The sequence below is a fragment of the Pseudorhodobacter sp. genome (genome assembly GCF_034675685.1).
In the GTDB taxonomy this organism is placed as follows: Bacteria; Pseudomonadota; Alphaproteobacteria; order Rhodobacterales; family Rhodobacteraceae; genus Pseudorhodobacter.
Window position 1 is genome coordinate 185,456 of the sequence record NZ_JAUCDA010000016.1, and the last position, 13,487, is coordinate 198,942.

At 58.5% G+C, this 13,487-nt stretch carries 14 protein-coding genes and 1 riboswitch; of the genes, 11 read left to right on the plus strand and 3 right to left on the minus strand.

Translation table 11 applies throughout. From position 1 onward, the window contains the following. Positions 1 to 13: 13 nt before the first annotated feature. On the minus strand, positions 14 to 577 hold the full coding sequence (locus tag VDP61_RS12295; RefSeq protein WP_415233926.1) for a peroxidase-related enzyme: 564 nt from the start codon (positions 575 to 577) through the stop codon (positions 14 to 16). A gap of 226 nt (positions 578 to 803) precedes the next feature. Here VDP61_RS12295 and VDP61_RS12300 point away from each other — a divergent pair, with 226 nt between their 5' ends. The 9 genes from VDP61_RS12300 to VDP61_RS12340 all read left to right on the plus strand — a co-directional run bounded on the left by VDP61_RS12300 (position 804) and on the right by VDP61_RS12340 (position 9,114). Continuing rightward, positions 804 to 1,412 carry a glutathione S-transferase gene (locus tag VDP61_RS12300; RefSeq protein ID WP_323007173.1) on the plus strand — a complete coding sequence of 203 codons (609 nt, stop codon included), beginning with the start codon at positions 804 to 806 and terminating at the stop codon, positions 1,410 to 1,412. A 7-nt stretch (positions 1,413 to 1,419) separates the two neighbouring features. After that, on the plus strand, positions 1,420 to 2,061 hold the full coding sequence (locus VDP61_RS12305; RefSeq protein ID WP_323007174.1) for a LysE family translocator: 642 nt from the start codon (positions 1,420 to 1,422) through the stop codon (positions 2,059 to 2,061). 221 nt (positions 2,062 to 2,282) lie between these two features. Next, positions 2,283 to 2,843: a ubiquinol-cytochrome c reductase iron-sulfur subunit gene (petA, locus tag VDP61_RS12310; protein WP_323007175.1), complete on the plus strand. Its 561-nt coding sequence runs from the start codon at positions 2,283 to 2,285 to the stop codon at positions 2,841 to 2,843. A 9-nt stretch (positions 2,844 to 2,852) separates the two neighbouring features. Beyond that, entirely contained in the window at positions 2,853 to 4,166 is a 1,314-nt protein-coding gene (gene petB / locus VDP61_RS12315; protein WP_323007176.1) for a cytochrome b, read from the plus strand. A 20-nt stretch (positions 4,167 to 4,186) separates the two neighbouring features. Next, positions 4,187 to 4,981, plus strand: coding sequence for a cytochrome c1 (locus tag VDP61_RS12320; RefSeq protein WP_323007177.1), 795 nt, complete (start codon positions 4,187 to 4,189; stop codon positions 4,979 to 4,981). An 87-nt stretch (positions 4,982 to 5,068) separates the two neighbouring features. After that, a complete protein-coding gene (locus tag VDP61_RS12325) occupies positions 5,069 to 5,614 on the plus strand; it encodes a dihydrofolate reductase family protein (RefSeq protein WP_323007178.1) in 546 nt (181 codons plus the stop codon). Positions 5,615 to 5,750: 136 nt separating this feature from the next. Then, a riboswitch (TPP riboswitch) is annotated at positions 5,751 to 5,858 on the plus strand. Between the two features lie 37 nt (positions 5,859 to 5,895). Beyond that, on the plus strand, positions 5,896 to 6,882 hold the full coding sequence (gene thiB, locus VDP61_RS12330; protein WP_323007179.1) for a thiamine ABC transporter substrate binding subunit: 987 nt from the start codon (positions 5,896 to 5,898) through the stop codon (positions 6,880 to 6,882). Beyond that, entirely contained in the window at positions 6,858 to 8,396 is a 1,539-nt protein-coding gene (locus tag VDP61_RS12335; RefSeq protein ID WP_323007180.1) for a thiamine/thiamine pyrophosphate ABC transporter permease ThiP, read from the plus strand. The genes thiB and VDP61_RS12335 overlap by 25 nt, the downstream gene beginning before the upstream one ends. Beyond that, the gene (locus VDP61_RS12340; protein WP_323007181.1) at positions 8,383 to 9,114 is read left to right on the plus strand and encodes an ATP-binding cassette domain-containing protein; all 732 of its coding nucleotides are present in this window, start codon (positions 8,383 to 8,385) and stop codon (positions 9,112 to 9,114) included. The genes VDP61_RS12335 and VDP61_RS12340 overlap by 14 nt, the downstream gene beginning before the upstream one ends. Positions 9,115 to 9,266: 152 nt before the next feature. Here VDP61_RS12340 and VDP61_RS12345 read toward each other — a convergent pair whose 3' ends face one another. Together VDP61_RS12345 and VDP61_RS12350 are read right to left on the minus strand one after the other, a co-directional pair. Continuing rightward, positions 9,267 to 10,328 carry a sn-glycerol-3-phosphate ABC transporter ATP-binding protein UgpC gene (locus VDP61_RS12345; RefSeq protein ID WP_323007182.1) on the minus strand — a complete coding sequence of 354 codons (1,062 nt, stop codon included), beginning with the start codon at positions 10,326 to 10,328 and terminating at the stop codon, positions 9,267 to 9,269. Between the two features lie 21 nt (positions 10,329 to 10,349). Continuing rightward, on the minus strand, positions 10,350 to 11,129 hold the full coding sequence (locus VDP61_RS12350; protein ID WP_323007539.1) for an IclR family transcriptional regulator: 780 nt from the start codon (positions 11,127 to 11,129) through the stop codon (positions 10,350 to 10,352). 159 nt (positions 11,130 to 11,288) lie between these two features. Between VDP61_RS12350 and VDP61_RS12355 the strand changes: the two genes are divergently transcribed. Both VDP61_RS12355 and VDP61_RS12360 read left to right on the plus strand, forming a co-directional pair. Then, complete coding sequence (locus tag VDP61_RS12355; protein ID WP_323007183.1) at positions 11,289 to 12,521, plus strand: ABC transporter substrate-binding protein; 1,233 nt, start codon at positions 11,289 to 11,291, stop codon at positions 12,519 to 12,521. A gap of 77 nt (positions 12,522 to 12,598) precedes the next feature. Next, entirely contained in the window at positions 12,599 to 13,486 is an 888-nt protein-coding gene (locus VDP61_RS12360; RefSeq protein ID WP_323007184.1) for a sugar ABC transporter permease, read from the plus strand. Position 13,487: the final 1 nt, after the last annotated feature.

A 13,487-nucleotide genomic window follows, 5' to 3' on the forward strand; every position in this document is an offset into this window, starting at 1 on the left:
GCTTGCACCAGTTTCAGCGCGCGGCACTGTGGTACTCTGCATTCGGTTGCATTTCTGTCGCTGTAGCCAGCCGGTTTGACATATTGAAAAACGACGTCACTGCCGCAATGTCCCAGATGTCGCGGTCGGAAAACCCGGCAAGGCGCAGGGCTTGGCGGTCGGGTTCTTCCATCTCCTTTGGGCTGTTGGTCAGTTTCACCGCAAAGCCAAGCATCGCCTTTTGGCGTGCATCCAAGGGTGCCGCGCGCCAATTCTGTGCCATCACTTCCGCCCATGATGGGTCACCCGAAAGCTGCCGCAGCGCTGCACCATGGGCCGTAAGGCAATACACGCAGCGGTTTTCGGCGGAAACGACAACCGCAATCATTTCGCGTTCCATCTTGCTCAGCCCCGAAGGGGCAAGCATGAGGTCGTTATACATCTCCATAAAGGCGCGCAGTTTTGCCTGATTAAAGCTGTAGGCGCGCAGTACATTCGGAATCAGCCCCAGCTTTTCCTCGCATTTTGCGAAATAGGCGGCGATGTCGGCCTCCAGCGGTTCGGCAGGGGCCAGGTTCAGGGCGGTTATATGGGGCACAATATGATCCTTTCCGGGGGAAAGTTCCTTTTTGGGCGATTGAGCATGCAGCCGCAAGCGGTGTCAGGGTGCGATAGGTTCTGAACCGTGATCATGGCAAACCGGGTTGGGTGCTGCCGTGTCGTCTTGCCTCTGGACTTTCTGGCCGAGGGTGTCGTTAGGTGTTTTTGCCAAGATGAAGCAAGGCCGCTGCGCCGCAAGCAAATGGCAGATCAAAGGATAAAACATGCGTCTTTTCTATTCGCCCACTTCGCCCTATGCCCGCAAGATCGTCGTTTTGCTGGCCGAGGTTGGGCAAACCGCTGCGGTAGAACTGGTTTTGGCCAGCGGCACACCGATTGATACCGGCACCGCGCCTTTGGCACAAAACCCATTGGGCAAGATCCCGACGCTGGAGCGCGAAGGCGCCGCCGCAGTTTATGACAGCCGGGTGATCACGCGCTATCTGGACGATCATTTCAAGGCCGGGCTTTACCCGCAAGGCCCGCGTTTGTGGGAAACCCTGACGCTGGAGGCGACGGCAGATGGCATGCTGGATGCTGCAATTCTGATGGTCTATGAAACGCGGGTGCGGCCCGAAGAAAAGCGGTTTGCGCCTTGGGTCGAGGGCCAGTGGGGCAAGATTGAGCGCGCCCTGGACGCACTTGAAAGCCGCTGGATGAGCCATTTGCATGGGCCGTTGGATATCGGGCAAATCGCCGTGGGGTGCGCGCTGGCGTATCTTGACTTTCGCCACGACGGGCGCGCGTGGCGCAAAGGCCGGCCTTTGTTGGCCGCGTGGGAGGCGGTTTTTGCGGCGCGCGATAGTATGAAATCTTCGGTGCCGCCGTCATAGGCTGCCGATGCTGCCGCTTTCAAGTTTTGTCTTGGTCTGGTCGATTGTTGCACTGAACACAACGACGCCGGGACCGAATGTGGTGAACACGATTGCCACCGCGATGTCGGCGGGGCGGCGCGCTGGCTTGGGTGCCGCGGCGGGTGTGGCGATTGGGGTGGCGCTGTGGTGCCTTGGGTCCAGCCTTGGGTTTGCAACGCTGTTTGCGGCGTTTCCGGGGGCTGCCAGGGGAATGGCCTTTGTGGCGGCAGGGTTGCTGGGCTGGCTGGCGTTTCGGGCGCTGCGATTTGCCTGGCAGGGCTATTGCGGGGCGCGCAAGGGCCTGCCGCAGGCCCCGGCCACGCTGAGCTTTGTGCGGGCGCTGGTGCGCGCGGTGATGATCAGTGCCTCCAACCCCAAAGTGTTGACGACATGGTTGTCGATTGCCACGCTGTTTCCGGTGGCGCAGGCCGGGGCCAAGGATATCGCGTTGCTGACGGTCGGATCGGCGCTGATCGGGCTGTTTTTTCACAGCACCTATGCCACGATTTTTTCTACCGGGCCGGCGGTGCGATTCTATTTGCGGGCGGGCTGGGTAATTTATCTTGTGTCCGGGCTTTTTTTTGCGGTGTTGGCCGGAAGTATGGGCTTGCGCCTGATTTCGCAGTGATTCTGCCAAGAAGTCGGCGCGTTTCTTGCTTTGCAAGCTGATTTGCCCAAAAATCTGGGCGTAGTTATTGCATTTCGGCCCTTACACCCCCACCTGCGCCGCTTTGACCGCTGGACGTGGCGCGTTTCCGCCGCTAAATACCGCGGTGTAAGGCTGCGCAAGTTTCGTGGCCCGGTGATAACATGGGCCGCATTTTGTAGCCTTCGGAAGGGAGAATTCTCGTGTCCCACGTAGATGAACAGGCTGGCAGCCGCAGGGACTTCCTGTATTACGCCACAGCAGGGGCTGGTGCCGTTGCCACAGGGGCTGCCGTTTGGCCGCTCGTCAACCAGATGAACCCATCGGCAGATGTGCAGGCGCTGTCCTCGATCTTTGTTGATATTTCGTCGGTTGAGCCGGGAACGCAGTTGACGGTGAAATATCTGGGCAAGCCGGTGTTCATCCGTCGCCGTACCCAGGAAGAGATTGACGACGCGCGTGCGGTCGATATTTCCGGGCTGATTGATAAAGCCTCGGAAAACCCGAACAAGCCTGCAACCGACGCATCTGATGCCAACCGCGCAATGGATGAAGCCGGTGAATGGCTGGTGATGATCGGCGTTTGCACCCATCTGGGCTGTGTGCCGATCGGTGATGGCGCGGGTGAGTTTGGCGGCTGGTTCTGCCCTTGCCACGGGTCACACTATGATACATCGGGGCGTATCCGCAAAGGCCCCGCCCCGCAAAACCTGCACATCCCGGTGGCCGAATTCACCGACAACTCAACCATCAAGCTCGGGTAAGGACATATCATGGCCGGAATTCCGCACGACCATTACGAGCCCAAGACGGGCGCCGAAAAATGGCTTCACTCGCGCCTGCCGATTGTCGGCTTGGCCTATGACACATTGATGATCCCCACCCCCAAGAACCTGAACTGGATGTGGATCTGGGGTATCGTTCTGGCCTTCTGTCTGGTGCTGCAAATCGCTACCGGCATCGTTTTGGCGATGCATTACACGCCGCATGTCAACATGGCCTTTGCAAGCGTTGAACATATCATGCGTGATGTGAACGGCGGGCATATGCTGCGCTATCTGCACGCAAACGGCGGGTCATTGTTCTTTATCGCCGTGTATCTGCATATTTTCCGGGGGCTTTACTACGGGTCTTACAAGGCCCCGCGCGAAATCACTTGGATCATCGGTATGCTGATCTATCTGGCGATGATGGCGACTGCGTTCATGGGCTATGTTCTGCCCTGGGGGCAAATGTCGTTCTGGGGCGCGACTGTGATTACCGGCCTGTTCGGTGCTATTCCCGGTGTTGGCGAGTCGATCCAGACCTGGCTTTTGGGCGGCCCTGCTGTTGATAACGCCACGCTGAACCGTTTCTTCAGCTTGCACTATCTGCTGCCCTTCGTGATTGCGGCACTGGTTGCGATTCACATTTGGGCCTTCCATTCAACCGGCAACAACAACCCGACGGGTGTTGAAGTGCGGCGCACTTCCAAGGCCGAAGCCGAGAAAGACACATTGCCCTTCTGGCCGTATTTCGTGATCAAGGATCTGTTCGCGCTGGCCGTTATCCTGGTTGTGTTCTTTGCTGTCGTTGGCTTCATGCCGAACTACCTTGGCCACCCCGACAACTATATTGAGGCAAACCCGCTGGTAACGCCTGCGCATATCGTGCCGGAATGGTACTTCCTGCCGTTCTATGCGATCTTGCGTGCCTTTACTGCCGATGTCTGGGTTGTGCAGCTGGTGCATTTCGTGACTTTCGGCATCGTTGACGCCAAGTTCTTTGGTGTGCTGGCGATGTTTGGCGCGATTGCTGTTATGGCGCTGGTGCCGTGGCTGGATACGTCGTCTGTGCGTTCGGGCCGCTACCGCCCGATGTTCAAGGCGTGGTTCTGGCTGCTCTGCATCGACTTCATGGTGCTGATGTGGGTTGGCGCGCGCCCGGCAGAGTTCCCTTATGACTGGATCTCGCTGATCGCTTCTGCCTACTGGTTCGCCTATTTCCTTGTGATCCTGCCGCTGCTTGGTGTGATCGAAAAGCCGCAGGCACAGCCCGCGACAATTGAGGAAGACTTCAAATCGCATTACGCCGATCCGGCTGAGTGAGGACAAAGGAACTGATGATTATGTTTCGTAAAATCGCAATCAGCGCCGTATCTGCCCTTGTTCTGGGGGCCGGTTCGGCAATGGCCGCCGGTGCCGAGGGTCATATCGAAGATGTGGCGTTCAGCTTTGAAGGGCCGTTTGGCACCTATGATGAGCATCAGCTTCAGCGCGGCCTTCAAGTCTATACTGAGGTGTGTTCGGCCTGCCACGGGTTGAAGTTCGTACCGATCCGCACACTTGGCGACGCGGGCGGCCCGAATTTGCCGGCAGATCAGGTGCGTGCCTATGCAGCCGAGATGGACATCTTTGATGCCGAGTTGGACGATGATCGCCCCCGCAAGCCGACGGACCACTTTCCGAAGTCGGGTGATCTGAACGCACCGGACCTGAGCCTGATGGCAAAGGCCCGTGCGGGCTTCCACGGCCCTGCAGGGACGGGGATCAACCAGTTCGTCAAAGGTATTGGCGGGCCGGAATACATCTACTCTATTCTTACCGGCTATACAGGTGAGGAGAAAGAGGAAGCGGGCACGACCTTCTATGAAAACAAGGCCTTCCCCGGTGGCTGGATCGCAATGGCCCCGCCGCTTTTTGAGGACCAGATGGAATATGAGGACGGGTACGACAACAGCATTCACAGCGTGGCCCAGGATATGAGCGCCTTTCTGATGTGGACGGCCGAGCCGAAGATGATGGCGCGCAAGCAAGCCGGCTTTACCGCTGTGATCTTTTTGACGATCCTGTCGGTGTTGCTGTATCTGACCAACAAGCGCATCTGGTCGGCTGTGAAAGGCCCCAAGAAAAAGCACGCTTGATCTGATCTGACATATTCGGAAAACGCCCCGCCCGAAACGGTGGGGCTTTTTCATATCCATCCGCAAGCAACCCAAGGGCCGCCTGACATGCCGCTTACCTGCCATGCTTTTATCGCCGCCAGCCTTGATGGTTTTATCGCCCGCACGGACGGCAGCCTTGATTGGCTGGAGCCGTTCAACGCGGTGGATGAGGACCACGGCTATGATGCGTTTATCGCCGACAAAGACGGTATCGTCATGGGGCGTGGTACCTATGAAACCTTGCTGGGCTTTGGCCATTGGCCCTATGATCTGCCTGTGATCGTGCTAAGCCAAAGCCTTACGGTTGAGGATATTCCCGATAGCCTGGCTGATTATGTTGCAATCACCGATATGGACCCGGCGGAATTGGTTGCCGCCCTTGCAGAAGAGGGCTGGAGCAAGGCCTATGTCGATGGCGGGCAGGTGATCCAATCTTTCTTGAATGCGGGGCTTTTGGCCGACATCACCGTGACGCGCGTGCCGCTGCTTTTGGGGCAGGGCCGGCCGCTCTTTGGCCCTGTGGCCGCCGATATACGACTGACTTTAAGGGACTGCCGCAGCTTTCCTTCGGGGTTGGTTTCCTCAACCTATAGCGTTTTGCCTGTGACTTGAAACAAGGCGTATCACATAACGCGTTGATACCTATGGTTTCAAACGGTGATATGTGGGTCGGTTTCATGGCGAAACACTTTATCAGGTTGCAACCGGGCAATAGGCCCTTGCCCTTCCTGTGATTGCCACTAAATTAGACCCTACCTCGGGGTGCCCTTGTGCAGGGCTGAGATCTGGCAAAAGCCAAAGACCCGTTGAACCTGAACCGGTTAGAACCGGCGGAGGGAAGGTGCATGGTCTGATCCATCCCCTATACCGCCCGTCGCATATGGAGAGATGAGATGAGACCTCTACCCCTTGCGTTGGCTTTGTTGGCTGTGGCCCCTGTTGCTGCAGCGCAAACGCCTGTGTTGAATATACTGACATATGACAGCTTTACATCCGAATGGGGCCCCGGCCCGGCGGTCGAGGCCGCTTTTGAGGCGGTTTGCGCCTGCGATCTGGTGTTTTCTGCTGTGGGCGATGGTGCCGAACTGCTGGCGCGTTTGCAATTGGAAGGCGCGCGATCCGAGGCGTCTGTGGTGTTGGGGCTGGATACCAACCTGACCGCGCAGGCTACTGCGACCGGCCTGTTTGCACCGCATGGCCAGACGGCCGGCAATGATCTGCCGGTGCCATTCGCAGACCCGAATTTTCTGCCCTATGACTGGGGTTATTTCGCCTTTGTTTATGATCAGGCAAAGCTGGCCGAGGTGCCGCAAAGCTTTGAGGATCTGGCCGCATCCAATCTGAAAATCGTAATCCAGGATCCCCGCTCATCGACCCCCGGTCTTGGGCTGTTGCTTTGGGTCAAGACGGCCTATGGCGACCGCGCAGCCGAGATCTGGGCAGGGCTGGCCGATAATATCGTCACAGTCACCCCCGGCTGGTCCGAAGCCTACGGCATGTTCACGGCAGGCGAGGCGGATATGGTGCTTTCCTACACCACATCGCCCGCTTATCATCTGATCGCCGAAAATGATGCGACCAAAGCCGCTGCTGCCTTCAGCGAAGGCCACTACATGCAGGTCGAGGTGGCGGGCAAACTGGCCAATGCACCACAGCCCGCATTGGCCGATCAGTTCCTTGCCTTCATGGGAACAGATGCGTTCCAATCCATCATTCCCACTACCAATTGGATGTACCCGGCCCATAGGCCCGCGGCTGGCTTGCCCGACGGGTTTGACCAGATGATCACCCCCGCCAAGCCGCTGCTGATGACAGCAGATGCGGCGCAAGCTGCCCGTAAGCCCGCGTTGGACGAATGGCTGACCGCGCTTTCTCGCTAGTTCCGGCTGGGCTGGCAGTGGCAATTTTGCTGCTGCTGCTTGGCCCGCTGGCGGCGCTTGGCCTGTCGTTTCAGGGTTTCACCCTGAGCGGGGCAGAGCTTGCAGCCCTGCGCTTTACGCTGCTGCAAGCCGCCCTTTCGGCAGTGCTTGCGCTGCTGTTGGCGGTGCCGGTTGCGCGTGCCTTGGCGCGCCGGCGCTTTTGGGGCCGGGGTTTGCTGATTTCAACGCTTGGCGCGCCCTTCTTGCTGCCGGTGATCGTTGCGGTTTTGGGGCTGCTGGCGGTCTTTGGGCGGGCAGGTTGGGTAAATTCCGGCCTGGCCACCCTCGGCCTGCCGGAGTTTTCGATTTATGGGTTGCAAGGCGTGGTGTTGGCCCATGTGTTTTTCAACATGCCGCTGGCGGTGCGGATGATCTTGCAAGGCTGGCAGGCCATCCCTGCCGAGCGTTTCCGCCTTGCGGCCAGCCTTGGGTTTTCGCCTGCCGCAACCCGGCGCCATCTGGAGCGGCCAATGCTGCGAGAGGTGTTGCCAGGGGCGGGATTGGTGATTTTCGTGATCTGCCTGACCAGTTTTGCGGTGGCGCTGATGCTGGGCGGTGGGCCGCGTGCCACCACGATTGAACTGGCGATCTATCAAGCGCTGCGGTTTGATTTTGACTTGCCAACGGCGGCACGCTTGGCGCTGTTGCAATTTGCACTTTGCGCTGTGGCCTATCTGGTGGCGACCCGGATCAGCCTGCCTTCGGGCTTTGGCGCGGGGCAGGGGCGCTTGGGCGGGCCGCCTGCGCCAAAGGGGTGGCGCTGCGTGGTTGACGGTGTTGCGATCGCGGCGGTGGCCTTGTTCCTTGCGCTGCCGTTGTTTGCCGTTGTGTTGAATGGGCTGCCGGGGCTGGCCGCGTTGCCCGCGTCGGTTTGGGCGGCCGCAGGGCGCTCATTGCTGATCGCGCTCGCCTCTACCGCGCTTAGCATCAGTGCGGCCCTCATTCTTGCGCTTGCCGCCGCGCGGGGCAAAGGCTGGCCCGCATTGGCGGCAACCTTGCCGCTTGCCGCGTCCAGCCTTGTGCTTGGGACGGGCCTGTTCCTTATCCTTCAGCCCTATTTCCGCCCTTCCAGCCTGGCGTTGCCCGTCACCATGACGATCAACGCGGCGTTGTCTTTGCCCTTTGCCTTCCGTATTCTGGCCCCCGAGGCCCGCACGCTTTACGCGGATTACCAGCGCCTTGGCAGTTCATTGGGCATGGCGGGCGTGGCATGGCTGCGCTGGGTGGTCTTGCCGCGCCTTTCCCGGCCTTTGGGCTTTGCCGCAGGTCTGGTCGCGGCGCTTTCCATGGGGGACCTTGGGGTGATTGCGCTGTTCGCAGGCGAAGGCGAGGCAACGCTGCCGCTACTGGTGCAGCGTTTGATGGGGGCGTATCGGATGGGTGCGGCGGCAAGTGCGGCTTTGCTGCTGGTTGTGCTTTCCTTTGCGCTGTTCTGGGGATTTGATCATTGGGGCCGTCGCTATGCTGTCACTTGAAGCCCTGACCATCACCCAAGGCGATTTTCACCTGGCCGCCAATTGGCAAGTGCCGAAAGGGGCGCGTATTGCGGTCATCGGCCCTTCGGGGGCAGGCAAATCGACCTTGCTATCCGTCATTGGCGGCTTCTTTTCGCCGCAATCGGGCCGGGTGCTGTGGCAAGGCACCGACCTGACCATGGTCGAACCGGGGGCGCGCCCGATCACCACCTTGTTCCAGGACCAAAACCTGTTCCCGCATTTGACCATCGCGCAAAATCTTGGCCTTGGTATTTCGCCCGATCTGCGGCTGACCAAGGCCGATCACGCCCGGATCGAGGCCGCACTGAACCGCACGGGGCTGACTGGCTTTGGCCCCCGCAAGCCCGCCCAGCTTTCCGGTGGGCAGCAAAGCCGCGCGGCGCTGGCGCGGGCCTTGCTGCGGGATAAGCCGATCTTGCTGCTGGATGAACCCTTTGCCGCCCTTGGGCCCGCGCTCAAGGCGGAAATGTTGGCGCTGGTATCGGAACTGGCCGAGGAAAGCGCGTTGACCGTGTTGATGGTCACCCATGACCCGAAAGACGCGCTGGCCTTTGCGCCGCTGACCTGCCTTGTGTCAGGCGGCCGCGCCCACGCGCCGCAAGCGACAAAGGCGCTGCTGAACAACCCGCCTCCTGAATTGGCGGAATACTTGGGCTGGGGGCCAGCCGTCGAATATGGCGTTTCGCCTTTGACTTGAAACAAGGCCTGTCACATGGCGCGTTGAAATCTTTGATTTCAGGCAGCGATATGTGGGGAATGCTTTAGGGCCGCCGATCTCGCGCCAAAGGGGCGGGCTAGCCCATCGAAATCTTGAATGTGCAGGGCCAAGCCGGAACGCTGTGCGAGGCGTCAGCGCAATCGCAGCCCACGATCACTGTTTTCAAAGAACATCGCGTGCTGGGGGTCAAATTCAAGCCCAACGCTTTCGCCCAGTTTCAAACGCGTGTCACCCTGCGCCTCGATCACCAGCTTTTCGCCGTTTGCGGCGGTCAGGTGAATATAGGTGACGCCGCCCAAAGCTTCGGTCATGTCGACGCGGTGGCTGTCGCCCGCCGTAACGCGCAGGTGTTGCGGGCGCAGACCAACGATCACTGACGCACCTGCGCCCGGCAAGGGTACTGTGGTTTGCACAAAGCCAGCCAGACCCTCGGCCCGCACCATGCCCGCCTTTTCGACCTTTCCCACAGCGAAGTTCATCGCAGGCGACCCGATAAACCCGGCAACAAAGCGGTTGTCGGGGTCATTGTACAGATCCAGCGGCGCGCCGACCTGTTCAATCACGCCCGCCCGCAGCACCACGATTTTATCAGCCAGCGTCATCGCCTCTACCTGATCATGGGTCACATAGACCATAGTCGCGCCGATTTCGCGGTGCAGACGGGCGATTTCGACCCGCATTTCAACCCGCAATTCGGCATCAAGGTTCGACAGCGGCTCGTCAAACAAGAACACCTCTGGCCCGCGCACAATCGCGCGCCCGATCGCCACGCGCTGGCGTTGCCCACCGGACAGCGCCTTGGGCTTGCGCGACAGATAATCATCCAGCTTCAGAATACGGCTGGCTTCGGCTACCTTGGTCGCAACCTCGGCCTTGGGGTGACCCGTCATTTTCAGGCCAAAGCCCATGTTCTCGGCCACCGTCATATGCGGGTACAGGGCGTAGGTTTGAAACACCATCGCCACGCCGCGGTCAGCGGGGTCGGCATCGGTGACATCGCGGTTGCCGATTGCAATCGACCCGCTGGTGGTTTTTTCCAAACCGGCAATCATGCGCAGCAGCGTAGATTTGCCACAGCCAGACGGCCCGACAAACACGCAAAACTCACCATCTTCAACTGTCAGATCAACCCCATGGATCACCTGAATAGTGCCGAATTTCTTCGTGACGGCCCGTAAATTCACACCTGTCATGCGCTCCCCTCCCTCAAGGTTTCATTCCGGAAACCGCCAGTTGCGGGCTTCCAATGCAATATCTGCTGCGGCCGATAGCAACTGCGGCGCCAGTGCCTCCAGACCGTCCAGCGTGACCCGCATCTTGGTCGACGTGACCGAGAGTGCGCCGATGGCCCGGCCCCGATCTGATAGAATCGGGACGGCGATGCAGATGATGTTGGGCTCATGCTCTTCGCGGTCAAAGGCATATCCAAGGCTGCGAATGGCGGCCAATTCGGCCAAAAGCGCGTCGCGGTTGGTAAGGGTGTGCGGTGTGAACTGGTAAAAACTTTGACGATGTAACGCCTGCTCCAAGGCATCTGCAGGCAAATAGGCCATCATCGCCTTGCCCACTCCGGTGCAATAGGCCGGACCAACCTTGCCTGCCTGACTGAACATTTCAACCGGCTGTGCTGCGTTGCGTTTATCAACATACAGGACCTGGCCCTGATCCAATTGCGCAAGATGGATGGTTTCACCCAAAGTTGCTGATAGCCTGTCCAGATGTGGCCGTGCCAAAGGCGCAAGGCTGGATTGCGCCCAGGCGGTATGCGCCAACCGCACCAGCCGCATTCCCAACGCATAGGTTTGCCGGTCAGCATCATAGGACAGCATGTTCTGGCTCGTCAGGGTTTGCAAAAAGCGGTACAGCGTCGCCTTGGGAAAGGGTGATCCGGCAAGCAGTTCGGTAAAGCGCACCGGGGCCCCCACATTGGCAACCATGTCCAGCACGTCCAGCGCTTTGCCCACCGTTCCGTCACCACTTGCAGGGCCGTCCATAATCGCTTTGGTCACATGACATCCCTTCATTTGGCGTGGGTTTCAAGCCGGCATCCTAACGCCGTTGTTGACAGGTTAAACGATTCGCGGCATGCTTTCAATATTCAAAACCAAGTTTCATATATTGGAACCAAAAGCGGAACCCAAGGGAGGACCCTAATGACCCATCTGAAAACAGGCACGATTGCGCTTGCGGCGGCTTTGCTGATGTCTGGCTCGGCCTTCGCGCAACAGCGCGCCTTAAGCTATAATGCCGATTTTGATCCGGCGCCGCTGGCCGGGTTTCAAGCCTTGATCGCGGATTTTGAGGCTGAGAACCCGGATATCAAAGTAACCCTGAACAACTTTGACCATGAAGGCTATAAAACCGCGATCCGCAATTTTTTGACTGCCGACAGCCCGGATCTGGCCAATTGGTACGCCGGCAACCGCATGGCCCCTTTCGTCAACTCGGGCCAGTTTCTGGATGTGTCGGATGTGTGGGCCGATAACAATCTGGGCGAACAGCTTGCCTCGGCCAAGGCGTCGATGACCATCGACGGCAAGCAGTGGGGTGTACCCTATACCTATTATCAGTGGGGTATTTACTACAACAAGGACGTGTACAAGGCGGCTGGCGTCGAAGTGCCGACGACCTGGGACGGTTTCATTGAAAACTGCGCCAAGTTTCAGGCGGCAGGCGTTGATTGCCTGACCACCGGCTCCAAGGCCCTGTGGCCTGCTGCGGGGATTTTCGACTATCTGAACATGCGCACCAACGGGTATGAGTTCCACATGGACCTGACCGCTGGCAAAGTAGCTTGGACCGATGACAAAGTGCGCGCGACCTTTGCAGAATGGGCGAAAGTTGTGCCATACACCACCGAAAATCACGCCGCGATTGATTGGCAAGATGCGTGTGCTTTGTTGGTGCAGGGCAAGGCGGCCAACTATGTGATGGGCAATTTTGCGGTTGCAGTCTTCAAGGAAGGCGGCATGACCAACGATAGCCTTGGCTTTATGGTCTTCCCGGAAATCACTCCGGGCCTGCCACGCGCTGAAGAGGCACCGACCGACACCATCCACATTCCGGCAGGCGCCAAGAACGTGGAAGATGCGAAAAAGTTCCTGGCCTATGTTGCCCGCGCCGATGTGCAGACCAAGCTAGGCGCCGCTATGGGGCAGTTGCCAACGAACAAGGACGCGTCGGTTGATGCCGCTGATCCCTATCTTGCAGCAGGGTTTGAATCCTTGTCTTCGGCCTATGCGCTGGCGCAGTTCTTTGATCGTGATGCCCCCGCTGAAATGGCCAAGATCGGCATGGAAGGGTTTCAGGAGTTCATGGTGAAGCCCGACCGTCTGGACGCAATTCTTGAGCGTCTCGAAAAGGCTCGCGGTAAAATTTACAACTAAGCGGTTGATTGGCCCCGTGTTCAGGCGCGGGGCCTGTTTTTATACGATCTGATTGCATTGTGAAGGGGCCTGTCGCCATGTCCAGCTACTGGAAACGAAACCAATTGCGCATCGCGCCGTGGCTGTTTCTTGCCCCCGGCGCGATCATGTTTCTGATTTACGTCATCATCCCGATTTTTCAATCCCTTTCGATTTCATTTTATGATTGGGACGGGCTGGGCAAGGCGGTCTATATCGGCACCGACAACTATGTGGAGTTGCTGGATGATGAGGCGTTTTATACGTCACTGAAAAACAACGTTATCTGGCTGGTGCTGTATATGCTGTCAGTCCCGGCGGGATTGTTTATCGCGATTTTCCTGAACCAGACGGTGCGCGGTATTCGCATCTACAAATCGCTGTTCTTCTTTCCCTTTGTCATCTCTCAAGTCGTCGTCGGCCTGATGTTTTCATGGTTCTATGCCCCGAATTTTGGCCTGTTTTACAAGCTGATCGAAGTGATCACCGGCAATGGCGTGGCGATTTTGGCGGATGAGGATTATGTGACCTATGGTATCATCGCTGCGGGTCTGTGGCCGCAGATTGCCTATGTGATGATCCTTTATATCACCGGGTTGAACAACATTGCCCCGGATCAGGTCGAGGCGGCACGGCTGGATGGTGCCAAGGGGCTGAAAATGCTGTGGTATGTGATCTTGCCGCAGTTGCGTCCGGCCACTTTTATCGCGGTGGTCGTCACGGTTATCGGCGCGTTGCGCAGCTTTGATCTGGTGTCGATCATGACCGACGGCGGCCCCTATGGTACCAGCCGCGTTCTGTCTTTTTACATGTATGAACAGGCGCTTAGCGAATACGGGTTCCGTATGGGCTATGGCGCGGCCATCGCAGTCGTGCTGTTTGCGATCATGATGGTTTTCATTTCGGGCTTCATCTGGAAGATGTGGCGCGACGAGACGGAGCGTTAAG